This window comes from Streptomyces griseoruber (genome assembly GCF_001514205.1).
Taxonomy (GTDB): Bacteria; Actinomycetota; Actinomycetes; order Streptomycetales; family Streptomycetaceae; genus Streptomyces; species Streptomyces griseoruber.
On the sequence record NZ_KQ948780.1, the window covers coordinates 205,224 to 231,151 of the forward strand.

Below are 25,928 nucleotides of genomic sequence, written 5' to 3' on the forward strand. Positions count from 1 at the left end.
CCGCAGCCTTGTCAACCAGTGCAGTACCCACCGGCGCCCGGTTTGTCACATCTGCAAGGAGATGTCACCCAGCGTTTCGGCATCTTTGACGCGCAGTAACGGTACGCCTGGCAGGCCAAACGCGTACACTACCGCCCTTTCGCCTTGAGCGCTAAATCTTCTCGGGCACCGGATTTCCGGCGGCCCCGATCGCCCGCCGCACCGGAACCCGCGCGAGCAGCAGGAACCCTATGACGAAGAAGGCCACCAGGGAGATGATCGCGTCCCGGTAACTTCCGGTGAACTGGTAGGTGATCCCGAACAGCAGCGGCCCGAGCCAGCTCATCCCGCGGTCGCTCATCTCGTACGCGGAGAAGTACTCGGCCTCCTTGCCCGGCGGTACGAGATGGGAGAACAGGGACCGCGACAGCGCCTGGCTGCCGCCGAGCACCAGCCCGATCGCCGAGGCCAGCAGGAAGAAGCCCACCGGCGCCCCGGCCGGCAGGAAGTACCCCGCCCCCAGGGTGAGCGTCCAGGCCACCAGCGAGCCGAGGATCGTCCGCTGCGCGCCGTACGTCCGGGCCAGCCGCCCCATGCCCAGCGCGCCCGCGACGGCCAGCACCTGGACCAGCAGGACGGCGCCGATGAGCGTGGACTGGCCGAGGCCGAGTTCCTCGGCGCCGTAGACCGACGCCTGGGAGATCACGGTCTGGATGCCGTCGTTGTAGATGAGGTAGGCGAGGAGGAAGGAGAGGGTGAGGGGGTGGCGGCGCATGTCGCGGATCGTCGCCGCGAGCTGGCGCAGCCCCGGAGCCGTCGCCTCCCGTCCGGCGGCCGGCTCGGTGCGGCCCCGGTCGCGCAGCCGCCGCAGCGGGATGATCGCGAACCCGCCCCACCACACACCCGCCGAGGCCAGACAGATGCGCACGGCCGTCGACTCCGAGACACCGAAGGAGTCATGGGCGAGATAGAGGACCAGGTTCACGACCAGCATCAGCGAACCGGCCGCGTAGCCGAAGGCCCAGCCGCGCGAGGAGACCGCGTCGCGTTCCTCGGGCGGGGCGATCTGCGGGAGATAGGAGTTGTAGAGCATGGTGCCGACGGACATGGACGCGTTCGCCACGACCAGCAGCACCCCGCCGAGCAGATAGCGGTCGCCGCCCAGGAAGAACATGCCGGTGGTGGCCGTGGCGCCCACGTAGGCGGTGACCCCCAGCAGCGGCTTCTTGCGCCCCGTGCGGTCGGCGGCGGCACCCACCAGGGGCATCACCACCACCGCGAGGATCACCGACAGGGACACGGAGTACGCGAAGAACGACCCCGCGCGCACCGGTATGCCCAGCGGATGCACATACCCGTCCGCATCCGCCGCCTCCTTGGCGACGGACGTCAGATACGGCCCCAGGAACACGGTGAGCACACTCGCCGAGTAGACGGAGCACGCCCAGTCGTAGAAGTACCAGCCGCGCTGTTCGCGCCGCCGCCCGGCGGCCTCCTCGGACGCCGCCGTCCGCACGGTGTCGGTGCCCACCCGTGCCCTCGCTTCCCGCTGGTGCGAAGGCGTGCGACGACGGTGTGCGGCGGGTCAGACCCAGACGCCCCGGTCCTCCATGACCTTGCGCAACGTGTCGATGTGATCGGTCATGATGCCATCGACTCCCAGGTCCAGGAGCCGGTGCATGGCATCGGGATCATTGATGGTCCACACGTGCACCTGCAACCCTCGCGCGTGGGCGACGCGGACGAAACGCCGGTCCACGACCTGGATGCCCGACTGGGCCTCGGGCACCTGCGCGGCCACCGCCGAGGGCCGCAGCGCCGCGGGCACCCCCCAGGACCGCAGCCGCAGATTGAGCACACCCCGGGTGCCGTACGACGTCGCCAGGCGCGGCCCGGCCAGCCGCTGGGCGCGCACGACGCGGGCCTCGGAGAACGAGCCCACGCAGATCCGGTCCCAGGCGCCGGTGCGCGCGATCAGGTTGAGCAGGGGATGCAGCGCCGGTTCCGCCTTGATGTCCACGTTCCAGCGCACCTCGGGGAAGGTCTCCAGCAGCTCCTCGAAGAGCGGCACCGGCTCCTTGCCCGCCACGCGCGCGTGCCGTACGTCCGCCCACGGCAGGTCGGCGATCCGGCCGGCGCCGTCGGTGACCCGGTCCAGCGTCCCGTCGTGGAAGGCGACGAGCTTGCCGTCCCGGGTGGCGTGCACATCGGTCTCGATGTAGCGGTACCCCGTCTCCACCGCGCGCCGGAACTGCGCCACGGTGTTCTCCAGACCGTCCGCGGCCCCGCCGCGGTGGGCGAACGCGATGGGCCCCGGATGGTCGAGGTAGGGGTGGCGTATGAGGGTGGTCACCCGCGCAGTATCGCCCCATGGGGTGTCCCCGTGGCAACGACCGTGCTGCCGTCGGATGCCTTGGGAACGGCGAACGCCCGCAGGAAGAACTGGGCGAGGGGACCGATGGACAGCGCGTAGAGCAGGGTGCCGACGCCGATGGTGCCGCCGAGCGTGAAACCGGTCACGACGACGGCCACCTCGATCGCCGTCCGCATCAGCCGGATCGAGCGGCCGGTGCGCCGGTGCAGACCGGTCATGAGGCCGTCGCGCGGACCGGGCCCGAAGTCGGCGGCGATGTACAGGCCGGTGGCCACCCCGTTGAGCAGGACACCGGCCACCAGGAGGGGGACGCGAACGGTCAGGGCGTGCACCTCCGGGACCAGGGCCAGGGTGCCGTCCATCGCGAGGCCGACCACAAAGACATTGGAGACGGTGCCCAGGCCGGGGCGCTGGCGCAGCGGTATCCACAGCAGCAGCACCACCGCGCCCACGACGATCGACACGACACCGATGGTCAGACCGGTGAGCTCGGCCAGGCCCTGGTGCAGGACACCCCACGGCTCCAGGCCGAGGCCCGCCTCGACGAGCAGCGCGGCACTGGCGCCGTAGAGGGCGAGCCCGGCGTACAGCTGGAGCAGTCGGCGTACGAGAGGTCCCCTGGTGGACCGGGCCGGCGTGGACAAGGGAAGCCCCCTGATGGTGGTAGTGGCCTGACGCATGACACTCTGTGGCTTGGAAGGAATCGTCATCCATGGCCAATTCGGGGAAGGTGGACTGGTATCCATGGCGCAGTGGACCTCCGCGGTGGGGGCCGCCCAGCTCGCACGGCTGCTCAAGTCCCAGCAGGACCGCCCGGCCGGCCCCGGCACCCGACGTCCGCCCGCCTACCGGGCGCTCGCCGACGGTATCCGGCTGCTGGTCCTGGAGGGCAGGGTCCCGGTGGCCGCACGCCTGCCCGCCGAACGCGAACTGGCCCTGTCGTTCGCGGTGAGCCGTACGACGGTCGCCGCCGCCTACGAGGCGTTGCGCGCGGAGGGCTTCCTGGAGTCCCGGCGCGGGGCCGGCAGCTGGACAGCGGTCCCGGCGGGCAACCCGCTGCCCGCGCGCGGCCTGGAACCCCTGCCGCCGGAGGCCCTCGGCTCGATGATCGACCTGGGCTGCGCGGCCCTCCCGGCACCCGAGCCCTGGCTCACCCGCGCCGTCCAGGGCGCCCTCGAGGAACTGCCCCCGTACGCCCACACCCACGGCGACTATCCGGCGGGCCTGCCCGCGCTGCGCTCGATGATCGCCGACCGCTACACCGCGCGCGGGATCCCGACGATGCCCGAGCAGATCATGGTGACGACCGGAGCGATGGGCGCCATCGACGCCATCTGTCATCTCTTCGGCGGGCGCGGCGAACGCATCGCCGTCGAGTCGCCCTCCTACGCCAACATCCTCCAGCTCATGCGCGAGGCGGGGGCCCGGCTGGTGCCCGTCGCCATGGCCGAGGGGCTCGCCGGCTGGGACATGGACCGCTGGCGCCAGGTGCTGCGCGAGGCCGCGCCGCGGATCGCGTACGTCGTCGCCGACTTCCACAACCCGACCGGCGCCCTGGCCGACGAGGACCAGCGGCGGCGGCTGGTGGAGGCGGCCCGGTCGGCCGGGACCGTGCTGGTCGCCGACGAGACGATGACCGAGCTGTGGCTGGACGAGGGTGTCGAGATGCCCCGGCCCGTGTGCGGCTTCGACCCCGCCGGGTCGACGGTGATCACGGTCGGTTCGGCGAGCAAGGCCTTCTGGGCGGGGATGCGCATCGGCTGGGTACGGGCGGCGCCGGACGTCATCCGCAGCCTGGTCGCGGCCCGCGCCTACGCCGACCTGGGCACCCCCGTGCTGGAGCAGCTCGCGGTGAACTGGCTGTTCGGCACCGGTGGCTGGGAGCAGGCCGTGGACCTGCGCCGCGCCCAGGCCCGGGAGAACCGGGAGGCGCTGGTCGGGGCGCTCCGGCGGGAGCTGCCCGACTGGGAGTTCGCCGTACCGGAGGGCGGGCTGACGCTCTGGGTCCGGGCCGGGGGCCTGTCCGGCTCGCGCATCGCCGAGGCGGGCGAACGGGTCGGGGTCCGCGTCCCGTCCGGCCCGCGTTTCGGGGTCGACGGCGCCTTCGAGGGATTCGTCCGGCTCCCCTTCACGGTGGGCGGCGCGGTGGCCGACGAGGCGGCGGCCCGCCTGGCGGCGGCGGCGAACATCGTGCGGAGCGGAGGGACGGCGGGCGGCGAGGCACCGCGCACGTTCGTCGCGTGACACGACGGGTGGGCGGATCCGGGAGATCCGCCCACCCGTCGCGGTGGTGAGACCGGGCCGTGGCGGGCGCTACTCCGCGACCGCCGCCTCGACCGGCACCGGAAGCGCGTCGGCCGCCGCGTCCGCCGGAGTGCTCCGCGGCGGCAGCAACTCCAGCACCGCCTGCCGCTGCACCTCACTCGTCGCGTCGTCGTACGGATCCGGAGTGGCCGGCACCTGAAGCCGATGCACCGGCCCCGCCCCCAGCCGCGCATACCCCCGCCCCGGCGGAACCTGCTCCACGGGCGTGGTGTGCGGAGGAGCCCCGAGGACCGCGGCCAGCCGCCCCGCCGAGGCGGGCCCGAGCACGACACGCGCGCGCGTGTGCTGCCGTACGGCATCGCTGAGCAGGTCGAGGCTGTCGAACTGTTCGGCCACGACCACGGTGACCGAGGCCGCGCGGCCGTGCCGCAGTGGAACCTGGAGCAGGGACTGCGGGTCCTCGCGGCCGTCCGCCGCCGCGAGCGGGACGAAGGCGGTGGGCCGGTCGAGGAGGATCCACAGCGGGCGCCTGGTGTCCTCCGGCGGGGTCTGCCCCGCCTGGCGGGCCTGGTTGGCCGCGATCAGACGGCGCTCGGTCTCCTGGGCCGCCCATTCCAGTCCGGTCAGCGCCCCCGCGAGCCCCACCTCGACGCCCAGGACGCCGTCCCGGCCGGTGAGGCAGGCGTACTCGCCGGTTCCGCCGCCCTCGACGATCAGGACGTCGCCGTACTGGAGGGCCTGGAGCGCGAGGGAGCGCAGCAGGGTGGAGGTGCCGCTGCCGGGCTGGCCCACCACCAGCAGGTGCGGCTCGGTGGAGCGGGCGCCGGTGCGCCAGACCACCGGCGGGACGTCGCGCTGTTCCGCGCCGTAGGTGAGGGGGAGCGTGCGCTGGACGCGGATGGGGTCGGTGAAGCCGAGGACGGCCTCGCCGGGCGCGGTCACGAACCGCTGGGCGGCGATGTCGGTGGGGAGCGGGTCGAGGACACCGACCGTGAGTTCGTTGCCCTCCTCGTCCCAGGTGAAGAGGTACTCGCGGCCGCGGCCCGACTTCGCGGTGAGCAGCAGCTCGACCCGCGCGCGGGGCTCGGCCTCGCCGTCCGGGAAGTAGGCCGGGTAGCGGATCACGAGCTGGGTGATGCGGCCGGAGCCGTCGAACTCGTACGCCGGGAAGGCCTTCTCCCACTCGCCGCCGTGGGCATAGAGGGGAGAAGGGTCCTCGGCCGTCGAGAAGTACGGGACCAGGGCCTCGTACAGCGACTGGAGCCGCTGGGTCTGCGACTCGTCGGGGCCTTCGGGATCCGGTGGGGTGCGGTCCCGGCCCTGCCAGGCCGCCGCCGCCATCAGGGTGATGACGGCGAGCAGCGGGCCGTACGGCACGAGCACCACGACCAGGATCACCGAGGCCGCCAGGAACAGCAGCGGGCCGCGCTTGTCCTTGGGGGTCTCGGCCCATCTGCGCCGCCCGGCCGAGGCCAGCCGGCGCAGACCGCGCGTGATCGTGATCAGTGGTTGGAGGACGTCGGTGGCGCTGTCGGCCGCCGTCCGGGCCAGCTCCCGGCTCCGGGCGATCTGCGCGCTGCCTGTGCTCAGGATGCGGGGGAGGGGGCGCCGGGCCACTGCTGTCTCCTGATCGTGCGTACGGAAGGAACGGTCGGCGGGACGGGCGGCGTCAGAACTTGATGCCGCCGAGCAGGCCGGCCAGGCTCTCGCCGCCCGCCTTGATGCTCGGGGCGATGGCCGTGCTCGCCAGGTAGAAGCCGAACAGGGCCGAGACGCAGGCGTGCGACGCCTTCAGTCCGTCCTTGCGGAAGAAGAGGAAGACGATGATGCCGAGCAGGACGACGCCTGACATGGACAGGATCATTGGGGATCTCCTGGTTCGCGTGGGGACAGTCACCATGAGTACTTCCAGGATCACAGGATGTATCCATACGATAAAAGGTGCAACTGGATGATTTTCCGTGCATTTCCCCCTGATGGCGGAACATCTGCTGGGCTGCCTGAGCAGGAGAATTACGGCGAACGGGTCGCTCCGTGATCTTTGCCTCGGACAGGACCACCCATGTACGGCACGAGCCAGTACGCTGGCGATTCACCTGAACGGTTGAGTCGAGCTGTGAGCGAGAGGCGGTCCAGGCCGATGAGTGAAGCCCCCGACCCCGAGGTCGTGGAGCTGGCGACCAAGATCTTCGATCTGGCCCGGCAGGGGCGGACCGAGGAGCTCGTGGCGTATGTGGACGCGGGCGTTCCGGCGAACCTCACCAATGACCGCGGCGACGGTCTGGTGATGCTCGCCGCCTACCACGGCCACGCCGACGCGGTACGGGCCCTGCTGGCCCGTGGCGCCGAGGCGGACCGGATCAACGACCGGGGGCAGACCCCGCTCGCGGGGGCCGCCTTCAAGGGCGAGGCAGACGTGATCAAGGTCCTTCTGGAGGCGGGCGCCGACCCGTCCGCGGGCACCCCCTCGGCCGTCGACACGGCCCGGATGTTCGCCAGGGCCGAGCTCCTGGAGCTGTTCGCGGCTCAGGGGGCCGACGGCTCCTAGCCGTCGCACCGACGGCTTGCGATCAGGTGATACGAAGTTCCTGAGCAGGTAAATCGACGACCACGGGGGAGGCGGTACAAGGCCGCCGGAAATATCGGTCGCGGCAGGCAGAAGCGCCGGGTCATCATGACGACGTGATTCACGGACGCGAGGGCTGGGCAGGTGTTGCCGCACCGCGCGGGCCGTGATGCGGTCCGCATGGGCCACCGACGAGAGGCAGAGGAAGATGGTCTACAGCAAGCAGGAAACGGCGGGCGCCCCGACGTGTTGTCACGCGGCCAGGTAGTGCACGTCCCCGGTTGCGTCGACGCTTGATGTGAGGCTGTTTCCCATGTTCGATCCGGTCATAGCGCCCAGCGGTACCCTGCTCGGCCTCCTCCAGAGAGGCCGAGGCGACGGTACGCTGCACGCGCTCACCGCCCCGCGCGCCGAAGCGCTCGCGGCACTCAACCACTGTGTGTTGCGCGATCCCCGCCACGACTGGCAGGTGGAGAACCGCTCCCTCTACTACGCCCGTCTCTATCTCGACCTCAGCGGCGAGCTGGACGAGATCGAGGCGCATCTCTTCGACGTCGAGGACGCCTTCGACACCGAGGAGTCACGCACGGGCCTCGCCCTGGCCGTCCTGGGCCACCTGGCCTCCTACGGCCGGCGGGACGCCCTGGAACTGCTGCGCAGGTACGCCGCCACGGGTGCCAACTGGGCCTGGGCCCTGGACGAGCTCGCCCTGCGCGACGACGACGCCGGGCTGCGCGCCCTCGCCGCACCGGTGCTCGCGCGGTTCGCCACCGACGCCGAGGGCGAGGCCGAACTGGCCGTCGCCGTACGGGACGCCTTCGAGCCACGGCCCTGGCGCCTGTGGGCCGAGGATCCCCGCGAATACGTCTCCACACGCGTGCGTACCGCCCAGGAGGCCGGCTGTTTCGACCGCTGGCAACGCCAGATGAGTCCCAGCGGACCGCGCCCCGGCTGGAGCGTGCGGGCCGTGTTCGAATGGGCGCAGCAGGGCCTGGAGCGCGGTGCTGCCCTCCACGTCCCCGCCGCCCGCTGCCTGACCGCCGTGGCCGGCCCCGAGGACCGCCCGGAGATCGTGCAGGCCGCCAAGGACGGCACCGACGGAGCCCGCTGCACCGCCCTGCGCTACCTCGCCGACTGCAACGACCCCGACGCCCTGACCCTCGTCGAGCAGGCCGTGATCACCGGCTCCACCGCCGTCGTGGACGCCGCCGTCGACGCCTTCGAACGCATGCGCAGCATCGCCGCCGTCGAACGGGCCCGCGGCTGGGCCCACCGGCCCGACGCCCTCGGCGCCGCCGCCGGACGCATGCTCGCCTGCCGCGGCGGCACCAAGGACAGCGACCTCGTCCTCGGCGCCCTGCGCGAGGCCGTACGCGGCGAAGGCTGCGACGCGCCGACCCTGTGGACCCTCGTCGACGGCACCGGACGACTCGGCATCGTCTGCGCGGCCCCCGTGCTGCGCCACATCTACCGCGAGACGGCCTCCTCCCATCTGCGCGGGCGGTGCGCCCGCGCCCTCGCCGCCACCGACCCCTCCTTCGCCACCGGCTTCGCCGTCGAATGCCTGTGGGACTGCGAGGAGGCCACCCGCGAGATCGCCGCCCGGCACGCCGAGACCGGCGACGCCCGGGTCGTCGAACGCCTCCGGCGGCTCGCCGCCGACCCCGCCGAGGAGGCCGAGGTCCAGACGGCCGTACGCAGCCGCATCGGACCGGACGCGGCGTCCGCGATGTAGACCCACGCCCGGCCCGGCGCCGCCGGAGCGGCCGATGTCCGCCCGCCCGGTGAACACCGGATGACCCGCGGGTCAGGCGGGCATGGACACGGCCTGACCTGCTCGGGCACCGGCGGCGCGGGCCGTTCGGGGGGCGCCGGCGCACGCAGCGCAACGCTCATGGGACGTTTGTCGTCAGGAAAGATCCACGTTGACGCGGCCACGTCCAAGGCGGCGACAACACCGGTATGCGTGTCGTCATCGTGACCGAATCCTTTCCCCCCGACGTGAACGGCGTGGCCCACTGCGCGCTCCAGACCGCGCGGCACCTCGTAGATCGCGGTCACTCCCCGCTCGTCGTCGCACCGGCCACCGCGGCCGGTACCGGGCCCGACGCCTCGGCGCCGTGCCCCGTCGTCCGTGTCCCCTCCCTCCCGCTCCCGGGCTACCCGCAGGTCCGCGTCGCCCTCCCCAGCCGGCGTGTCGCCGCGGCCATGGCCGAGCACCGCGCCGACGTGGTCCACCTGGCCAGCCCCTTCGTCCTCGGCGTACGCGGCATGGCGGCCGCCGCCCGGCTCGGCATCCCCGCCGTCGCCGTCTACCAGACCGACCTGGCCGGATACGCCCGCACGTACATGGGCGTCGGCGAGGCCACCGCCTGGCGGCGCATCCGCTCCGTGCACGCCGCCGCCGACCTCACCCTCGCGCCCTCCCGTGCCGCCCTGCACGACCTGGAGACGCACGGCATACCCCGCGTCAAGCTGTGGCAGCGCGGCGTGGACACCGTCCGCTTCCGCCCCGAGCACCGCGACGAGACCCTGCGCCGAGAACTCGCGCCCCACGGCGAACTGATCGTCGGCTATGTCGGCCGCCTCGCCCCCGAGAAGCAGGTCGAACTGCTGTCCGGAGTGTGCGGGCTGGAGGGCGTACGGGTCGTGGTCGTGGGCGACGGGCCCAGCCGCGCCCACCTCGACGAGGCCCTGCCCGGCGCGGTCTTCCTCGGCCGCCGCACCGGCGACGACCTGGCCCGGATCTTCGCCTCGCTGGACGTCTTCGCGCACACGGGTCCCTTCGAGACGTTCTGCCAGACCGTGCAGGAGGCCATGGCCAGCGGTGTGCCGGTCGTCGCGCCCGCCGCCGGCGGCCCCCTGGACCTGGTCGCCCACGGCCGCACCGGCCTGCTCTTCCCGCCGCGCGACACGGCCGCCGTACGGGACGCGGTGGCGGACCTCGCCGCCGACCCCGCCCTGCGCACGGCGTACGGCACCGCCGGGCGCGCCACGGTCGAGGGGCGCACCTGGGCCGCCGTCGGCGACCAGCTCATCGGCCACTACGGGGACGTGCTGGCCGCGCGCCGGCCGGTGGTGGCGGCGTGACCGGCGGGCCGCTGCGGATCGTCCGCCTGGCCAACTTCGTGGCCCCCGCCTCGGGCGGACTGCGCACCGCGCTGCGCGAACTCGGCAAGGGCTACCGCGAGGCGGGGCACGAACCCGTCCTGATCGTGCCGGGCGAGCGGGCGGGCGACCGGGACACCGAGCAGGGCCGGGTGATCACCCTGCCCGGACCGCTGCTGCCCGGCACCGGCGGCTACCGCGTCCTCACCGACAAGCGCCGCCTCGCCCGCCTTCTGGAGGACCTCGCACCGGACCGCCTGGAGGTCTCCGACCGTACGACGCTGCGCTGGACCGGCAAGTGGGCGCGGCGCGCCCGGGTCCCGGCCGTGATGGTCTCCCACGAGACCGCCGACGGCGTGCTGCGTACCTGGGGCCTGTCCGAGGCCACCGCCCGGCGCACCGCCGACGCGCTCAACATCCGTACGGCGCACACGTACGCGCGCGTGGTGTGCACGACCGAGTTCGCCGAACGGGAGTTCGTACGGATCGGGGCGCGGAACGTGGTGCGCGCCCCGCTCGGCGTCGACCTCGTCGCACGGCATCCCTCGCTGTACGACGCGGGCGTACGGGCCCGGCACGCGCGCGAGGACGAGATCCTGCTGGTCACCTGCACCCGGCTGTCCGTGGAGAAGCGGCCCGGTACCGCGCTGGACGCCCTGGAGGCGCTGGTGGCGCGGGGTGCGCGGGCGGCGCTGGTGATCGCCGGGGACGGGCCGCTGCGGCCGCGCCTGGAGCAGCGGGCCCGGGAACGCGGACTGCCGGTGACCTTCCTGGGGCATGTCGCCGACCGGGCCGCCCTGGGCGCGCTCCAGGCCTCCGCCGACGTGTGCCTGGCGCCGGGGCCCGCGGAGACCTTCGGGCTGGCCGCCCTGGAGGCGATGGCCTGCGGGACGCCGGTCGTCGTGAGCGCGTCCTCGGCGCTGCCCGAGGTGATCGGAGAGGCGGGCGCGGTCGCGGCCGACCGGGGTGGTGCCTTCGCGGACGCGGTGGAGAGTCTCCTGGAGCGCTCCGTGCCCGAGCGCCGGGAAGCGGCACGCGCGCGTGCGGAGTGCTTCGGGTGGGGGACGTCCGTGGAGGCGTTCCTCGCGGCACACGACGCGACGGTACGGGCGCGTTCCGTCGTGACCGGAGGGGTGGGATGAGACGCGTCCGTTTCGTCGCCCTCGGTGACTCCCTCACCGAGGGCGTGGGCGACCCGGCCGGCGACGGGTGGCGCGGCTGGGCCGCACTGCTCGCCGCCGGGCTCACCGAGGAATCGGCGGGGTCTGCGGGATCCATGGGGTCTGCGGCGCCGACGGAGTCCGTCGGGTCCGTGGAGTTCACGAACCTCGCGGTCAGCGGCGCGCAGACGCGGGACGTGCTGGAACGGCAGCTCCCGGCCGGGCTGGCGCTGCGGCCCGACCTGGTGTCCGTCGTCGTCGGCGTCAACGACACGCTCCGCTGCACCTTCGACATCCACGCCGTCGCCGCCCGGCTCGACACGGTGTACGCCGCCTTCGCCGAGCAGGGCGCGGTGCTGCTCACGGCGTGCCTGCCCGACCCGGGAGCCATGCTCGGCCTGCCCGGAGCCCTCGCCCGTCCGCTGGCCCGGCGTCAGCGCGCGGTCAACACCGTCGTCCACGCGCTGTCCGAACGGTACGGGGCCGTCCATCTGCACGCGGCGGAGGGCCCTTGGCTGACGGACCGCGCGATGCGGAGCGCGGACCGGCTGCACCCGGGCGAACGGGGACACCGGCAGCTGGCGGTGCGCTTCCACGCGCTGCTGGCCGAGGCGGGCCTCGCCACCGGACCCACGCCCTCGCCCGAGCCGGAGTGCCCGGCGCCGACGACCTCCGCGAGCCTGTGGTGGCTGGCGACGGCGGGCACCGGCTGGGTGGCCCGGCGCTGCACCGACCTGCTGCCCCAGCTGCTCAGGCTGGCCGCCGACGAGATGCACCACCGCGCGCGGGGGACGAGCGCCCGGCTCGACCTACGGGCGTCGGCGGCGGTCTCCGCGGCACTGGCGGCGCTGTCCGCGACGGAACCGCAGCCGGACGCCGCCTAGGCTGACGTGCTGACCGGAGTCGTCACCGCCGTCGTACCGCCACGAAACGCACCGGTGTGCCCGGTACCGCCTGGGCGGCCGCCGGGAGGTCGGTCGTGCGGACGACCCCGATCACCGGGTAGCCCCCCGTGGTCGGATGGTCGGCCAGGAAGACCACCGGCTGGCCGTTGGGGGGCACCTGGACGGCGCCCAACACCATGCCCTCGCTGGCCAGTTCACCGGGCAGGGCCCGCTCCAGGACGGGGCCCTCGGTGCGCAGGCCGATGCGGTTGCTCGCCGGGGACACGCGGTACGCGCGCGTGGTGAAGACACGGACCGCCTCCGCCGTGAACCAGTCCTCGCGCGGGCCGAGCGTGACGCGCAGGACGAGTTCGGCCGGGGGAGCGGCCTGCGGGGCGACGTCCACGCGCGCGTGCGGGGCGGGTTCCGGGCCCAGGGGCAGGACCGTACCGTCCGCGAGGGGTACGGGTCCGAGCCCCGAGAGCAGGTCCGTGGAGCGGCTGCCGAGGACCGGTTCGACGGCGACGCCGCCGGACACGCCCACGTAGCTGCGCAGCCCGGACACGGCGGACCCGACGTCGAGGACCGCCCCGGAGGGCACCCGGACCGGCGCCCCCCAGGCGACCGGACGTCCGTTCACCGTCACCGGACAGGGCGCACCCCCGACCGCGACGGTGACGTCGGAACGGGGCCGCAGGGCGCAGCCGTTGACGGTGGTCTCCAGGACCGCCGCCCCGGGAGGGTTGCCGACGAGCCGGTTGACGAGGGCCGCCGCGGGCACGTCCAGCGCGCCGGAGCGGGGCACGCCGAGATGGGCGTGCCCGGGCCGCCCCTGGTCCTGCACGGTGGTGAGGGCCCCCGCGCGGACGACGGAGAGAGCGCGGTCCGTCACCCGGCACCCACCGGCTCCGCCGCGACGAAACGCACGCGCGTGCCCGGCGAGAGCAGCGCGGCCGGCACGCGCGCGTGGTCCCACAGCACCACGTCCGTGCTGCCGATCAGCTGCCAGCCGCCCGGCGACGAACGCGGGTACACGCCCGTGTACGGCCCGGCCAGCGCCACCGAGCCGGCCGGCACCGCCGTGCGCGGCGTGGCCCGGCGCGGGACGTCGTAGCGCGGGGGCAGCCCGGTGAGATAGCCGAAGCCGGGCGCGAAACCGCAGAACGCGACCCGGAACTCGGTCTCCGCGTGGATACGGGCCACCTCGTGCGCGGGGACGCCCCAGTGGGCGGCGACGTCCGCGAGGTCGGGACCGTCGTAGCGCACCGGCAGCTCGATCACCTCGTGCGCCCCCGGGGGAGCGGGCGGGATCTCGGCGGCCGTCAGCTCGGACGTCAGACGGACCGGGTCGGGCACGCCGTCCAGGAGCACCGTCCGGGCCGCCGGGACGATCTCCCGGACCGTCAGCAGCCCGGCCGCGCGACGCCGGACCAGCTCGGCGTGCAGGGCCTGCGCCGCGGCGCCGGAGGCCACCTCGACGAGCAGGGCGTCGTCGCCGACCGGCAGGACACGCAGGCTCATGCGAAGGCCTCCACGCGCACCCCGGACTCCTCCAGCCGCCGCCGGACCCGGCGCGCCAGCTCCACCGCGCCGGGTGTGTCGCCGTGCAGACACAGGGAACGCGCGCGTACCTCGATGACCGGCCCCGCCGCGGAGGCGACCGTGCCGGAACGGGCCAGGCTCACCGACCGCTCCACGACGGTCACCGGATCGGTGACCACGGCCCCGTCCAGGCCGCGCGGCACCAGGGTGCCCTGCTCGGTGTAGGCGCGGTCCGCGAACGCCTCCGTGACGGCCGGCAGACCCGCCTTCCGGGCCGCGTCCAGCAGACGTGAGCCGGGCAGCCCGAGCACGGGCAGCGAGGCGTCGGCGAGGAGCACCCCGTCGACCACCGCCCCGGCCTGCTCCTCGTCGTGCACCACCCGGTTGTAGAGCGCGCCGTGCGGCTTGACGTACGCCACGCGTGCGCCCGCCGCCCGCGCGAAGACCTCCAGGGCGCCGATCTGGTACGCCACCTCGGCGGCCAGTTCGGCGGGCGGCACGTCCATGGCGCGCCGCCCGAACCCGGCCAGGTCCCGGTAGGAGACCTGGGCGCCGATCGTCACGCCCCGCTCGGCAGCCAGCTCGCACACCCGCCGCATGGTGGCCGCGTCCCCGGCGTGGAAGCCGCAGGCCACGTTGGCGCTCGTCACGACGGACAGCAGCTGCTCGTCGTCGGTGAGCCGCCAGCGGCCGAAGCCCTCGCCGAGGTCGGCGTTCAGATCGATCGCGGTCATGGTTCCTTCCGGTTCCTTCGGGCTTCCTCGTGCTTCTTCATGACGTTTCGTCCGTCCTGTTCAGGCCACGCGGTACTGCTCGTCGCGGGCATCGGTCAGGAACATCTGGCCAGGGGCGTGGGTGAGGGCGAACGGCGGGCGCGAGGCCATCACCGCGGCCTGCGGGGTGACTCCGCAGGCCCAGAACACCGGGATGTCGTCCGGTTCGGCGGCCACCGGATCGCCGAAGTCGGGCCGGCCGAGGTCGTCGATGCCCAGTCCCGAGGGATCGCCGCAGTGTACGGGGCTGCCGTGCACCGCCGGGAGCAGACTGCTCTCCCGGATGGCGGCCGCCAGGTGCCGCGGCGGCACCGGACGCATCGACACCACCATCGGGCCGTGCAGTCTGCCCGCCGGCCGGCACTGACGGTTCGTCACGTACATCGGGACGTTGCGCCCCTGTTCGACGTGGCGGATCGGGACGCCCGCCCCGGACAGCGCCCACTCGAAGGTGAAGCTGCACCCGATCAGGAACGACACCAGGTCCTCGCGCCAGTACGCGCGCACGTCCGTCGGCTCGTCCACCAGCTCGCCGTGCTCCCACACCCGGTAGCGCGGCAGATCGGTGCGCAGATCGGCGCCCTCGGCCAGGACGGTCGTCCAAGAACCGGCGTCGGTGACGTCGAGGACCGGACACGGTTTCGGGTTGCGCTGGCAGAACAGGAGCATGTCGTACGCCCAGTCCGCGGGCACCGAGATCAGGTTGACCTGGGTGTGGCCCGCGGCGACCCCGGCCGTGGGGCCCGCGAGGCCCGCCCGGAAGCGGGCCCGGGCACTTTCCGGGCTCCACGCGTGCGCGTGCTGATCCACGAGGGTCAGGGGAATGTCTCCCGCGGCGGCCGGGGGGCGGTCCTCGGTGAGGATCGGACGGTTCACTCCAGTTCCTTCCCACGCGTCTCCGGCAGCCCCAGCAGCGCCAGGGCGGCGATCCCGTAGCCGATCGCGCCGAAGACCAGCGCGCCGCCCACACCCCAGCTGTCGGCCAGATAGCCGACCGTCGTGGGGAAGACGGCGCCGACGGCGCGTCCGGTGTTGTACGTGAAGCCCTGCCCGGTGCCGCGCACGGCCGTCGGGTACAGCTCGCTCAGATAGGACCCGAAGCCGCTGAAGATCGCCGACATGCAGAACCCGAGCGGGAAGCCGAGAACCAGCAGCAGGGTGTTGGCGCCGTCGGGGATGCGGGCGTACGCCAGGATGCAGAGCGCCGACAGCAGTGCGAACAGCCAGATGTTGCGGCGCCGGCCCAGCCGGTCGGTGAGATGGCCGCCGGTCAGGTAGCCGAGGAAGGCGCCGGAGATCAGGAAGCTCAGATAGCCGCCCGTGCCGACCACCGACAGGCCACGCTCGGACTTCAGATACGTCGGCACCCAGGTCGCCAGGGTGTAGTAGCCGCCCTGGACGCCGGTGGACAGCAGCCCGGCGAAGAGCGTGGTGCGCAGCAGGGGGCCCCTGAAGATGGCCGGGAACGATCCTTTCACCGCGCTCCGCTCGCGGGCGGCGGCCGCCTCGGGCGCGTCCTTCACCCGGCGCCGCATCCACACCACGAGCAGCGCGGGCAGCGCGCCGGTCCAGAACATCACGCGCCAGGCCACGTCGTCGTCGAAGAACGAGAAGACCAGCGTGTACACGATCGCCGCCAGGCCCCAGCCGACGGCCCAGGAGCTCTGGACCGCGCCGAGGGTACGGCCCCGGTGCCGGGCGCTCGCGTACTCGGCGACCAGGATCGCCCCGACCGCCCACTCGCCGCCGAAGCCGAGGCCCTGGAGCGCGCGGAAGACCAGCAGCGTCTCGTAGTTCGGCGCGAAGCCGCAGGCGACCGTGAACACGGCGTAGGTGATCACCGTGATCATCAGTGCCCTGACCCGGCCGATCCGGTCGGCCACGATGCCCGCGGCGGCGCCGCCGATCGCGGACACGACCAGGGTGACGGTGGTGAACAGACCGGTCTGGCCGTTGTCCAGACCGAAGTACGCCGTGAGGGCGACCATGCTCAGCGGCAGCGTGAAGTAGTCGTAGGAGTCGAGGGCGTAGCCGCCGAACGCGCCGGCGAAGGCGCGGCGGCCACGCGGTCCGAGGGCGCGCAGCCAGGCGAACGCCCCGTCATCGGGGGCGTGGGCGGCGGTGGCGGGGCGCTTGTCGTGGCTCGGGGCCTGTGGTGGTGGGGTCGTGCTCATGGGGCACCTCGCAGAGGGATGACGAAGGGTGCGGGGAGTGAGCCGTGCCGTGCTGTGTCGTGTCGTGCCGTGCCGTGCCGTGCCGTGCTGTGTCGTGTCGTGGACAGGAAGGTAGAGGATCGTTGAACGATCCTTCAATACCCGTGTTGTTTCGTTCTCGTGTTCTGCGGTTGAATTCCGGGCATGGCAGAGCAGCTGGCGGGACTGGCCGACGACCGCGCCCTCCTGGGGCGCACCAGCACGGCCGAACGGGTTTCGGACATCCTCAGGAGCCGTATCGCCGAAGGCTTCTTCCCGCCGGGCACACGCCTGTCGGAGGACAGCATCGGCGGCGCGCTCGGGGTCTCCCGCAACACGCTCCGCGAGGCGTTCCGGCTGCTCACGCACGAACGGCTGCTCGTCCACGAGCTGAACCGGGGCGTGTTCGTCCGGGTCCTGACCGTCGAGGACGTCGAGGACATCTACCGCACGCGCGCGCTCGTCGAGTGCGCCGTCGTGCGGAGCCTGGGCGAGCCGCCGTACGCCCTGGACGGGCTGCGCGCGGCCGTCACCGAGGGGCAGGTGGCCTCCCTCGAGAATGACTGGAAAGTGGTGGGTACCGCCAACATCCACTTCCACCGCGAACTGGTCGCCCTGGCCGGCAGCGCCCGCACCGACGAGCTGATGCGGAGCGTCTTCGCGGAGCTGCGCCTCGCCTTCCACGTGGTCGACGACCCGCGCCGGCTGCACGAGCCGTACCTCATGCGCAACCGCCAGATCCTCCAGGCGCTGGAGGCCGGCGACCAGGTCGGCGCGGAGCGGCTGCTGGAGGTGTACCTGCGGGACTCCCTGGCCCGGGTCGTCGAGGTGTACCGGCGCCGGGTGGGTGAAGCCGCCACGGGCGAGGACGGCGCCCGAGGCCCTTCCGCGGCCCCGTGACGGCGGTCTCCGCCCCCGGTCGCATCTGCGGTCGTTTGGGTCGTTGTCAGACCGAGGACCTACTCTGTGCACCGTGACTTCGCCTGCACCGACGGACCGTGTTCCGCCCCAGCCCGGCGCGGCGCCGCGCCCGGCTCCGGGTCCGGCCGCCGACGAGGGCCTGGCGCGGCGGCTGCGCGCGCTCGCCTGCACCGCGCCCATCCACGACCTCGACGCGCGCAAGGCCAACCTCGCCGGTGAGTACTCGGTCTACGGCATGGCGGAGATCGCCCTCGCCGCCATCGACCTCGTCACCCTGAACATGGACTTCGACACCGGCGCCGACCACGACCAGATCGTGGCCCGCCTCATCCCCCGTATCGCCGCACAGGCCCCCGGGCGGCCCGTCGCCGAGCACGAGCGCGTGGCCCGCTGGGTCCTGGAGAACCTGATCAACGTCGGCAGCGTCGACCGCGGCTTCCGCGCCGTGTACGGCACCTTCGCGGCGGACGGCACCTATGTGCGCCGCGACTACGACTTCAAGCTGATCGAGGAGGTCCCCGGCTACGGCGGCACGGTCTACCTGCGGACCACGGACGAGGCGGTCAACGTCCTCGTCGGAGCCCTCGACACCGACGTGACCAGCGCCCAGATCGCCGCCGAGGTCAAGCTCGAGGTCCTCATCCGCCGCGGCCGCCTCGCCGACGCCCAGCTCGCCGCCGAGCAGGCCCGCTACCGCACCGTGCAGTACTCCGAGACCCTCCGCAGGGCCCTGGAGGCCACCCGGCGCAACGTCCGCGCGGTGGACTGGCTCAACGCCGTCCCCGACATGATCGCCGAGGCCCTCGACCACGTGGCCGACCGCTACCGCCACGAGAACGCGATCCTCACCAACATCCGCCGGGCCCGCGACGAGATCGAGGACGCCGAGAACAAGCGGCGCGCCGCCGAACTCGTCGACATCGTCAAGGACTGCATCCGCCGCCACACCCAGCTCCAGTCCCGCCTCCTGGAGGCCGGCCCGCTCTTCCGCGCCGAACAGGACCGGCAGGCCTTCGCCACACCCATGACGTCGTCGGGGATCGACCTCTACGGCCATCTCGTCACCCCCGTGCTCCCGCTGCCGCTGGAACAGGCGGCCCGGGTCACCGGCGCGTTCTTCGCGCGCGGGACGGGACTGCGGACCCCGGCGACCGTGCGGATGGGCGACCTCGTCGACCTGCTGCTGACGCCACCGGTGGAGCGCGAGCACCTGGGCGCGGAGATGCCGGAGCCCGACCTCATCGCGACCCCGGACGACAGCCGCTTCAGCGAGGAACAACTGGCGTCCGCGAAGGAACTGCTCGACCTCCCGGCGGACGCGCCCCGCAGACTCTCCGGGCTGCTGGCCGAGGCCCGGCGGACCGATCCCGACCTGCCCTACCTGGTGGCGCTGCTGGCCGTGCACGCGGCGAGCCCCGCGGTCGGCACCGCCTACCGGCAGGGCGAGGAGAAGCTCCTGTTCGCCGTGGACGACGGCACGGAGCTGGACGACCCCGAGTTCGGCGGCGCCGACCTCATCGTCGGCACCGCCCTGCTGGACGCCGCGGGGATGGCGGCCGACCGCACGGAGGCGGCATGAGCCGGACCGGACGTCCCCTGAATCACCACGAGAACACCGAGGAGCCGAACCCGTGAGCGAGCACGTCGAGTGGAGTGAGCCGGACACCGGACCCGCGCCGGTGTCCGCGCCCCTCACCCCCGCCGACGCCGCCGACGCGGCGCGGCTCGTCGCCTTCGGTCTGCAACCCAAACTGCAGCCCGCGCGCGACCAGGAGTACGCCGACCTGCTGCGCCGCCACCGCGAGGACCCGGCGTTCGCCCGGCTCGCCGACGCCGTCGCCGCCGGACTCGGACTGATCGTGCTGGAGGTGTCCCCGCGCGCGGGCATGGCCGTGACCGCCGCCGAGGACTCGGTGTTCGCCGTCCGGATGGGGGACTACGCGCGTCGCACGTCCGCCGACGGCGGCGACCGCTTCCTGCACGGACTCGCCCATCTCGCGGTCGCCGCGATGGCGTTCCCCCGCCCCGAGGACCTCGCCGACGACGGATACATCGGGCGGGTCAGCGTCAACGGCGTCGACGCCTTCGTCCGCCAGGCCTGCCGCCGGCTGGAGGAGCGCGCCGAGGAACAGGGCGAGAACACCGACCCGGCCACCGACGCCCCCGGCCTGGAGGCCGCCTGGCGGATCTGGGCCAGACGCAGTGCCGCCGGAGCCACCAAGGACGCCCGCAGACTCGCCGGCTCGACCACCGGGATCGTCGGCAAGGCCGTCGCCTTCCTCACCGACTCCGGCTTCCTCCAGCGCACCGGCGACGACAACGGCGGGACGTACCGCACCACGGCCCGCTACCAGCTCCAGGTCCGCGACATGGCGGGCAGCGCGGCCCTGGCCGAGCTGCTGGAACTGGGCGTCGTCCCGGTCACCGACGGCACGGCGACGCTGCTGCCCCCCGACGAGACGGACGATCTGGAGCTGGTCGCCGACGCCGGACTGCCGTTCCACTCCTGACGGCCGCCCGCCTGACGGCCGCCCGCAGCCCCCCGAACCCCCTGAACTGCCGAAGACTTACGAGAGTCCGCCATGTACGAGCTGTCCCGGGTCCGCCTCTACTCCATCGGGCCCGCCGGTGCGCGCTACGCCGACACCGTGCTTGACCTGCGGGGCGTCGGTGATGTCGTGCCCGACCCCGCCCCCACGCAGGCGGAGTTCTTCGAGGAGGAGCCCGTCGGCCCGCCGCGCCGGCCGGCGCCCGCCGGTGTGCTCTTCCTGGAGAACGGCGGCGGCAAGTCCGTCCTGCTCAAACTGATCTTCTCGGTGATGCTGCCGGGCCACCGCAACACCCTCGGCGGCGCCAGCTCCGGCGTGCTGCGCAAGTTCCTGCTCGCCGACGACTGCGGGCACGTGGCCCTGGAGTGGCAGCACGTCCTGACCGGCGAGTGCGTCGTCGTCGGCAAGGCGAGCGAGTGGCGGGGACGGCAGGTCTCCAACGACCCGCGGAAGTTCGCCGAGGCCTGGTACTCCTTCCGGCCCGGCCCCGGGCTCAGCCTGGACAGTCTTCCCGTCGCCGAGTCCACCGCCGTACGCCCGCCCGTCGAGGGCGCCTCCGGGGCCCAGGGGCGACGGCGCACCATGAAGGGGTTCCGGGACGCCCTCACCGAGTCGGGCAAGGCGTACCCGCACCTGGAGGTGCACTGGGAGGAGATCCACGACCGGTGGGTCGAACACCTCACCGAACTCGGCCTCGACCCCGAACTCTTCCGCTACCAGCGGGAGATGAACGCCGACGAGGGCGAGGCCGCCGGACTCTTCGCCGTCAAGAAGGACGCCGACTTCACCGATCTGCTGCTGCGGGCCGTCACGGACACCCGCGACACCGACGGACTCGCCGACCTCGTCAGCGGCTTCGGCAACAAGCTCGGCCGACGCGCCGAACTGATCGCCGAACGGGACTTCACCGCCGGCTCGGTGGATTTGCTCGGCCGGATCGTGGAGTCCGCAGAAGGCCGCTCACGCGCGCGGGACATCCACACCGGCGCCGAGCGCCGTACCCGCACCCTGGCGCGCCGGCTGTCCGCCCGGGGCGTGCAGGAGCGGATGCGGGCCGCCGACCTCGCCCAGCGGGTCACGGCCGCCGCCTACGCCGTCACGCACTCCGAGGGGGGACGTGGGCGCAGCGCGCTGATCGCCGCCGAACTCGCCTTCCGCCACGCCTCGCTGGCACTCGCCGCCGCCGAGAAGTCCGCCGCCGCCCAGAAACGCGAACTCGCCGACGCGCGTACCCTGCACTCCGCCTGGCAGGCCGCCGAGGCCGTCCTGCGCCACCGTGCCGCCGCGGACCGCGTCGCGCGCGTGTCCGCCGCGATCCAGGAGGCCGAGCGCGACGCCGCCCCGGCCCTCGCCGCCCGCGCCAAGGCCGCCGTCGACCTCGTACGCGCCCTGCACGCGGCCGCCGAGAGCGCCGAGACCCTCGCCAACGAGGGGGAGGAACGCTCGGCCGCCCTCCAGGAGGTCGGCGAGACCGCCCACCGGGACGCCACCTCCGCCGCGACCGAGGCACAGCGCGCCCGCAGCGAGATCGGGCATCTGCGCCAGCGACTCGCCGAGGTCGAACAGGAGACCGCCGAGGCCGTCCGCGCCGGCTGGCTGGACGACAGCGCGCCCGACGCCGACCCCGCCCGCGCGGCCCTCGCCGCCAGCGACGCCGAGAAGACCGCCGTGGCCGCCTGGGATACCGTCCGGGAGGCCTCCCGGCGGGCCGGCGAGCACGCGCGCGAGGCCGCCTCCGCCGAGTCCCGCGCGGAGCTGACCGCGGCCCGCGCGGCGGACGCCGCCGCGGCGGCGCACCGCTCGTACGAGGCCGAGCGCCGGCTCGCCGAGACCCTGGCAGCCGAGGGACGGCTCGCCGAGCTGCTCGGCCTGACCGGCGGCACCGCACGCGGACCCGTTCCGCAGCCCCGGCAGGACACGGACGAGGACACGGCCGCGGACGACGGCGCCCCCCTCACCCCCGAGGACCTCGACCGCTGCGCCGACGACCTGCGCGGGCTGCTCGACGACGCCGTCTCCTCCGCCGAACGGCAGCTCTTCGACCTGCGCACCGCCGCGGCCGACGACTCCCGCATCCTCGGCGCGCTCGGCGACGGCGGGCTGCTGCCGCCCGGCCCCGATGTGCTGGCCACCGTCGAGTTCCTCGGCGAGCACGGCATCCCGGCACTGCCCGGCTGGCGCTACCTCGCTCAGGCCGTCGACCCCGCCGACCACGCGCGCGTGCTCGCCGCCCGCCCCGAACTGGTCGACGGCGTGATCATCACCGACCCCGCCTCGCACGCCCGCGCGCGGGACGCCCTCAGCGACGCCGCGCTGCTGCCGCGCTCCGCCGTCGCCGTCGGCACGGCCGCCGCCCTGCTCGCACCGACCCCGGCAGCCGACGCGCACAGCGGTGACGTCTTCCTCGTCCCGCCGAACCCGGCCATGCACGACGAGCACGCCGCCGACGAGGAACGCCAGGCGCTGCGCGCCCGGGCCACCGAGCGGGACGAGGACATCCGCCGGCTCGCCGCACGGCTCGGCAAGGACCGGGAACTGTCGGCCCGCCTGGCCTCCTGGCGCACCGGCTGTCCCGCGGGACGGCTCACCGAACTCGACCGGGCCGCCGCCGACGCGCGCGTCTTCGCCGAGGAGTCCGAGGCCGAACTCGGCGAGGCCCGCGCCGTGCGCGCCGAGGCGGAGGAGGCGGCCGCCGAGGCCGCCCAGGTCCGTGACGAGAAGCAGGAAGCCGCCCAGAAGGCCCGGCGCGCCGCCGACGCCCTCGCGGGGCTCGCCTTCCGGCTGCGTGAGCGCGCCGGCTGGCAGGTCAAGCTGCGTGAACTCGCCGACGAGGCCACCGAGTCGGAGGCCCGTGCCCAGGCCTGCCTGGAACGCGCCCGCGCCGCCGACGAGGACCGCCGTGCCGCCCAGCGCGCCGCGGACGACGCCCGCCGCACCGCGCGTGCGCTGCGCGCCGAGCGGGCCGAGATCGCCGGCGCCCCCGACGACGTACCGGAGGACGACGCCGACGGGCCCAAGTCCTCCCTGCCGGCCCTGCGCGAGGCCTACCGGGCCGCCTCCCAGGTCTACGAGAAGGTCGGCGTCGGCGCCGACCTGCGGGCCGAGCAGGCGCGCGCGGAGAGCGACGAGAGCGCCGCCCGCGCCGAACTGGACCGGCTGAGCAACAAGGTGCGTACCCGTGCCGAGCAGCTGCTCCAGTCGCCCGACGGTTCCGACGGACCGTCCCGGCAGGCCGCCGCCGCCCGGGCCGAGGAGCTCGTCCAGCTCCTGGAGACCCGTGTGTCCACCGCGAGCGAGCAGCTCGGGCGGCTGCGCGGTGAGGCCGAACGGCACGCCCCCGAGGACGGCGAGGCCCACACCGAGCTGTCCGAGGAACTCCGGCCGCGCGACGCCGAACACGCCCAGGCACTGCTGCGCACCGCGACGGCCGAACTCGCCTCCCGCACCGAGGCGTTGGCGCAGGCCCGGGAGGCGCACGCCGAACTGCTCGACGCGCACCGGGCCGCCGAGGACGCGGCCGGCGGCTTCGACGAGATCGCCGCGATGCTCCGCGACCTGATGCGTGAGCAGACCCGTGAGCACTCCGAGGAGGAGCAGGAGACCCCGGAGCCCTATCCCGGGACGCTGGAGGAGGCCCGCCAGTCGGCCGCCGAGACCCGCCGCTCGCTGCGCGGCTGCGCCGCCGACCTCTCCGCCGCAGAGTCCGCCGTGCGCGAGGCCGGCGACGTGCTCGTCCGGCACGCCAACTCCACACGCTACGAGCAGGTCCGTACGCCCGCCCGGCAGCAGATCCGCGAACTGCCCGCCTCCGCGCTGCCCGAGCACGCCCAGAGGTGGGCGGACGCCTTCGCCCCCCGACTGCGGGTGCTCACCGACGAGTTGGAGCAGCTGGAACGCAACCGGGACTCGATCGTGGACCGGCTGCGCGGACTCGTCGAGTCGGCGCTCGCCACCCTCCGCTCCGCCCAGCGGCTTTCGCGCCTGCCCGAGGGGCTGGGGGAGTGGTCCGGCCAGGAGTTCCTGCGCATCCGCTTCGAGGAGCCCGACCAGGCCTCCCTCATCGAGCGGCTCGGCGAGGTCATCGACGAGGCGACCCGCGCGGCCGTCAAGAAGAACTCCGACCTGCGGCGTGACGGCATGTCACTGCTGCTGCGGGGCGTGGGCGCCGCTCTCCAGCCCAAGGGCGTCGCGGTCGAGATCCTCAAGCCGGACGCCGTGCTGCGCGCCGAGCGGGTCCCCGTCGGGCAGATGGGCGACGTGTTCTCCGGCGGCCAGCTGCTGACCGCCGCCATCGCCCTGTACTGCACGATGGCGGCCCTGCGCTCCAACGACCGGGGCCGGGACAAGCACCGGCACGCCGGCACGCTGTTCCTCGACAACCCCATCGGCCGGGCGAACGCGACCTACCTGCTGGAACTCCAGCGGGCGGTGTCGGACGCGCTCGGAGTCCAGCTGCTGTACACCACAGGCCTGTTCGACACGACGGCGCTGGCCGAGTTCCCGCTCGTCATCCGGCTGCGCAACGACGCCGACCTCAGAGCCGGCCTGAAGTACATCAGTGTCGAGGAGCACCTTCGCCCGGGCCTGCCCCAGCCGCCCCAGGCGGGTGAGGCGGTGCACAGCGAGATCACGGCGACCCGGATGTACAGGCGCGCGGCCACCAGCGCGCCGTAGGACGCGCAGGGCCTCGGCTCGCCGAGGCCCTCGGGACCGACCGCGCAGTGCTGTCCGCGGCCGACGCGCCCTCAGGGGTGCGACAGCTGCCCGGTGCCGCCCTGACGGCGTATCCGCTCCTGCGCCCGCTCCGCGGCCCGGGCCTGACGCCGCACCCGGCGGCGCTCACGGCGCAGCGAACGGGCCGTGCTGTTGGGCGCCGACACCACGCCGTTGCGCTGGTTCCACACCTGGCGGGTCACCCAGACGTCCAGCACCGACCAGGTGGCCACCACGGTGCTGACCACACTGCTGATCACCATCGGGAAGGCCAGCCAGGACTCGGCGAGGGTGCACAGGAACGCCACCATCGCCTGAAGCAGCGTCAGGGAGATGATCAGGACCGCTCGCACGGCCGCCGTCCGCACCGGGTCCGGCAGTCGACGCCGCCGCGCGGGCTCCTCGACCCACAACGGCCGGTAGGGCAACCGCTCCTGTGTCGTGGTCGTCGCACCCTCTTCGGACGCTCTGCTCCGCTCCGCCGTGCCCATCACCGTGTCACTCCCCACCGCCGGCAGACCGCCACCTCCGGGTCGAAGACCCGACTCCCCAGTGGCTGCCCGGCTTGCTCTGTTTTACGCCGCCGGGGGACGGCCTGCGGCTCCTGTGGCCGATTTCGCCCCCGATTCCCAATGATGAAGACGCGCGAGAAGCCGTGAAGATTCCCAAGTTCCGAAAAATTCTGGCCAAGTCGCCGACGCGGCCGATCAGATCCGGTCTTCTTGTAGAGGCGGGTTTCGGGGTCGCAATCCGCCGTATTGCCCGGACAATTCCCCATGTCCGGGCTCCCGTGCGGAAGTTCGGCTTCCGGACCGCTCTTCGAGTTAACTGTGCGTCGGTAGTAGGCTCGCGCCGTTTGTTGACGCACATGCGTACCCCCTGACGGAGGGGGTTCGAGCTGG

21 protein-coding genes are annotated in these 25,928 nt (G+C 73.6%); 10 read left to right on the plus strand and 11 right to left on the minus strand.

Features of this window, described 5'->3' with window-relative positions; translation table 11 throughout:
* Positions 1-151: 151 nt before the first annotated feature.
* Genes AQJ64_RS36275 through yczE form a run of 3 tightly spaced genes read right to left on the minus strand, consistent with a single transcriptional unit; the run spans position 152 to position 3,033 of the window.
* Positions 152-1,510 carry an MFS transporter gene (locus tag AQJ64_RS36275; RefSeq protein WP_055637204.1) on the minus strand — a complete coding sequence of 453 codons (1,359 nt, stop codon included), beginning with the start codon at positions 1,508-1,510 and terminating at the stop codon, positions 152-154.
* Between the two features lie 54 nt (positions 1,511-1,564).
* The gene (locus AQJ64_RS36280) at positions 1,565-2,332 is read right to left on the minus strand and encodes a glycerophosphodiester phosphodiesterase family protein (RefSeq protein ID WP_055637203.1); all 768 of its coding nucleotides are present in this window, start codon (positions 2,330-2,332) and stop codon (positions 1,565-1,567) included.
* On the minus strand, positions 2,329-3,033 hold the full coding sequence (yczE, locus tag AQJ64_RS36285) for a membrane protein YczE (RefSeq protein WP_055637202.1): 705 nt from the start codon (positions 3,031-3,033) through the stop codon (positions 2,329-2,331). Before yczE ends, AQJ64_RS36280 begins: the two co-directional genes overlap by 4 nt.
* Positions 3,034-3,097: 64 nt before the next feature.
* Between yczE and AQJ64_RS36290 the strand changes: the two genes are divergently transcribed.
* The gene (locus tag AQJ64_RS36290) at positions 3,098-4,597 is read left to right on the plus strand and encodes an SCO1417 family PLP biosynthesis transcription factor (RefSeq protein WP_059203336.1); all 1,500 of its coding nucleotides are present in this window, start codon (positions 3,098-3,100) and stop codon (positions 4,595-4,597) included.
* Positions 4,598-4,666: 69 nt separating this feature from the next.
* On the opposite strand, the gene AQJ64_RS36295 is transcribed toward AQJ64_RS36290, so the two are convergent.
* Positions 4,667-6,235, minus strand: a complete 1,569-nt coding sequence (locus AQJ64_RS36295) for a P-loop NTPase family protein (RefSeq protein WP_059203337.1) — start codon at positions 6,233-6,235, stop codon at positions 4,667-4,669.
* A 52-nt stretch (positions 6,236-6,287) separates the two neighbouring features.
* Positions 6,288-6,482 (minus strand): hypothetical protein, encoded by a 195-nt coding sequence (locus AQJ64_RS36300; protein ID WP_055638461.1) that lies wholly within the window; start codon positions 6,480-6,482, stop codon positions 6,288-6,290.
* 276 nt (positions 6,483-6,758) lie between these two features.
* Here AQJ64_RS36300 and AQJ64_RS36305 point away from each other — a divergent pair, with 276 nt between their 5' ends.
* From AQJ64_RS36305 to AQJ64_RS36325, 5 genes are all read left to right on the plus strand, one after another.
* A complete protein-coding gene (locus AQJ64_RS36305) occupies positions 6,759-7,166 on the plus strand; it encodes an ankyrin repeat domain-containing protein (protein ID WP_055638462.1) in 408 nt (135 codons plus the stop codon).
* 331 nt (positions 7,167-7,497) lie between these two features.
* Entirely contained in the window at positions 7,498-8,919 is a 1,422-nt protein-coding gene (locus AQJ64_RS36310) for a HEAT repeat domain-containing protein (protein WP_055638463.1), read from the plus strand.
* A 227-nt stretch (positions 8,920-9,146) separates the two neighbouring features.
* The gene (locus AQJ64_RS36315) at positions 9,147-10,274 is read left to right on the plus strand and encodes a glycosyltransferase family 4 protein (protein WP_055638464.1); all 1,128 of its coding nucleotides are present in this window, start codon (positions 9,147-9,149) and stop codon (positions 10,272-10,274) included.
* A complete protein-coding gene (locus AQJ64_RS36320) occupies positions 10,271-11,434 on the plus strand; it encodes a glycosyltransferase (protein WP_055638465.1) in 1,164 nt (387 codons plus the stop codon). The genes AQJ64_RS36315 and AQJ64_RS36320 overlap by 4 nt, the downstream gene beginning before the upstream one ends.
* Complete coding sequence (locus AQJ64_RS36325; RefSeq protein ID WP_055638466.1) at positions 11,431-12,336, plus strand: SGNH/GDSL hydrolase family protein; 906 nt, start codon at positions 11,431-11,433, stop codon at positions 12,334-12,336. The genes AQJ64_RS36320 and AQJ64_RS36325 overlap by 4 nt, the downstream gene beginning before the upstream one ends.
* 22 nt (positions 12,337-12,358) lie before the next feature.
* Here the strand turns inward: AQJ64_RS36325 and AQJ64_RS36330 are convergent, their stop codons facing one another.
* The 5 genes from AQJ64_RS36330 to AQJ64_RS36350 are packed head-to-tail and all read right to left on the minus strand — an operon-like array spanning position 12,359 to position 16,825.
* Positions 12,359-13,228, minus strand: a complete 870-nt coding sequence (locus AQJ64_RS36330) for a 5-oxoprolinase subunit C family protein (RefSeq protein ID WP_055638467.1) — start codon at positions 13,226-13,228, stop codon at positions 12,359-12,361.
* Positions 13,225-13,851, minus strand: a complete 627-nt coding sequence (locus tag AQJ64_RS36335; protein WP_055638469.1) for a 5-oxoprolinase subunit B family protein — start codon at positions 13,849-13,851, stop codon at positions 13,225-13,227. Before AQJ64_RS36335 ends, AQJ64_RS36330 begins: the two co-directional genes overlap by 4 nt.
* A gap of 2 nt (positions 13,852-13,853) precedes the next feature.
* On the minus strand, positions 13,854-14,612 hold the full coding sequence (locus AQJ64_RS36340; protein WP_055638468.1) for a LamB/YcsF family protein: 759 nt from the start codon (positions 14,610-14,612) through the stop codon (positions 13,854-13,856).
* Between the two features lie 60 nt (positions 14,613-14,672).
* The gene (locus tag AQJ64_RS36345) at positions 14,673-15,527 is read right to left on the minus strand and encodes a putative hydro-lyase (protein WP_244902708.1); all 855 of its coding nucleotides are present in this window, start codon (positions 15,525-15,527) and stop codon (positions 14,673-14,675) included.
* Entirely contained in the window at positions 15,524-16,825 is a 1,302-nt protein-coding gene (locus AQJ64_RS36350; protein WP_055635173.1) for an MFS transporter, read from the minus strand. Before AQJ64_RS36350 ends, AQJ64_RS36345 begins: the two co-directional genes overlap by 4 nt.
* A 183-nt stretch (positions 16,826-17,008) precedes the next feature.
* On the opposite strand from AQJ64_RS36350, the gene AQJ64_RS36355 reads away from it, so the two are divergent.
* From AQJ64_RS36355 to AQJ64_RS36370, 4 genes are all read left to right on the plus strand, one after another.
* Positions 17,009-17,743, plus strand: coding sequence for a GntR family transcriptional regulator (locus AQJ64_RS36355; protein ID WP_055635172.1), 735 nt, complete (start codon positions 17,009-17,011; stop codon positions 17,741-17,743).
* A 73-nt stretch (positions 17,744-17,816) separates the two neighbouring features.
* On the plus strand, positions 17,817-19,343 hold the full coding sequence (locus AQJ64_RS36360; RefSeq protein ID WP_055635171.1) for a hypothetical protein: 1,527 nt from the start codon (positions 17,817-17,819) through the stop codon (positions 19,341-19,343).
* Positions 19,344-19,395: 52 nt separating this feature from the next.
* Positions 19,396-20,274 (plus strand): hypothetical protein, encoded by an 879-nt coding sequence (locus AQJ64_RS36365; RefSeq protein WP_055635170.1) that lies wholly within the window; start codon positions 19,396-19,398, stop codon positions 20,272-20,274.
* 72 nt (positions 20,275-20,346) lie between these two features.
* Positions 20,347-24,987, plus strand: a complete 4,641-nt coding sequence (locus AQJ64_RS36370; RefSeq protein ID WP_055635169.1) for a hypothetical protein — start codon at positions 20,347-20,349, stop codon at positions 24,985-24,987.
* A gap of 71 nt (positions 24,988-25,058) precedes the next feature.
* Here AQJ64_RS36370 and AQJ64_RS36375 read toward each other — a convergent pair whose 3' ends face one another.
* Positions 25,059-25,535 carry a hypothetical protein gene (locus AQJ64_RS36375; RefSeq protein ID WP_099054004.1) on the minus strand — a complete coding sequence of 159 codons (477 nt, stop codon included), beginning with the start codon at positions 25,533-25,535 and terminating at the stop codon, positions 25,059-25,061.
* Positions 25,536-25,928: the final 393 nt, after the last annotated feature.

Excerpts from the sequence above, each read along its gene's own strand:
- yczE (WP_055637202.1), bottom strand. The coding sequence starts at position 3,033 with ATGCGTCAGGCCACTACCACCATCAGGGGGCTTCCCTTGTCCACGCCG.
- AQJ64_RS36290 (WP_059203336.1), top strand. The coding sequence starts at position 3,098 with ATGGCGCAGTGGACCTCCGCGGTGGGGGCCGCCCAGCTCGCACGGCTG.
- AQJ64_RS36300 (WP_055638461.1), bottom strand. The coding sequence starts at position 6,482 with ATGATCCTGTCCATGTCAGGCGTCGTCCTGCTCGGCATCATCGTCTTC.
- AQJ64_RS36305 (WP_055638462.1), top strand. The coding sequence starts at position 6,759 with ATGAGTGAAGCCCCCGACCCCGAGGTCGTGGAGCTGGCGACCAAGATC.
- AQJ64_RS36310 (WP_055638463.1), top strand. The coding sequence starts at position 7,498 with ATGTTCGATCCGGTCATAGCGCCCAGCGGTACCCTGCTCGGCCTCCTC.
- AQJ64_RS36315 (WP_055638464.1), top strand. The coding sequence starts at position 9,147 with ATGCGTGTCGTCATCGTGACCGAATCCTTTCCCCCCGACGTGAACGGC.
- AQJ64_RS36325 (WP_055638466.1), top strand. The coding sequence starts at position 11,431 with ATGAGACGCGTCCGTTTCGTCGCCCTCGGTGACTCCCTCACCGAGGGC.
- AQJ64_RS36340 (WP_055638468.1), bottom strand. The coding sequence starts at position 14,612 with ATGACCGCGATCGATCTGAACGCCGACCTCGGCGAGGGCTTCGGCCGC.
- AQJ64_RS36350 (WP_055635173.1), bottom strand. The coding sequence starts at position 16,825 with ATGAGCACGACCCCACCACCACAGGCCCCGAGCCACGACAAGCGCCCC.
- AQJ64_RS36355 (WP_055635172.1), top strand. The coding sequence starts at position 17,009 with ATGGCAGAGCAGCTGGCGGGACTGGCCGACGACCGCGCCCTCCTGGGG.
- AQJ64_RS36370 (WP_055635169.1), top strand. The coding sequence starts at position 20,347 with ATGTACGAGCTGTCCCGGGTCCGCCTCTACTCCATCGGGCCCGCCGGT.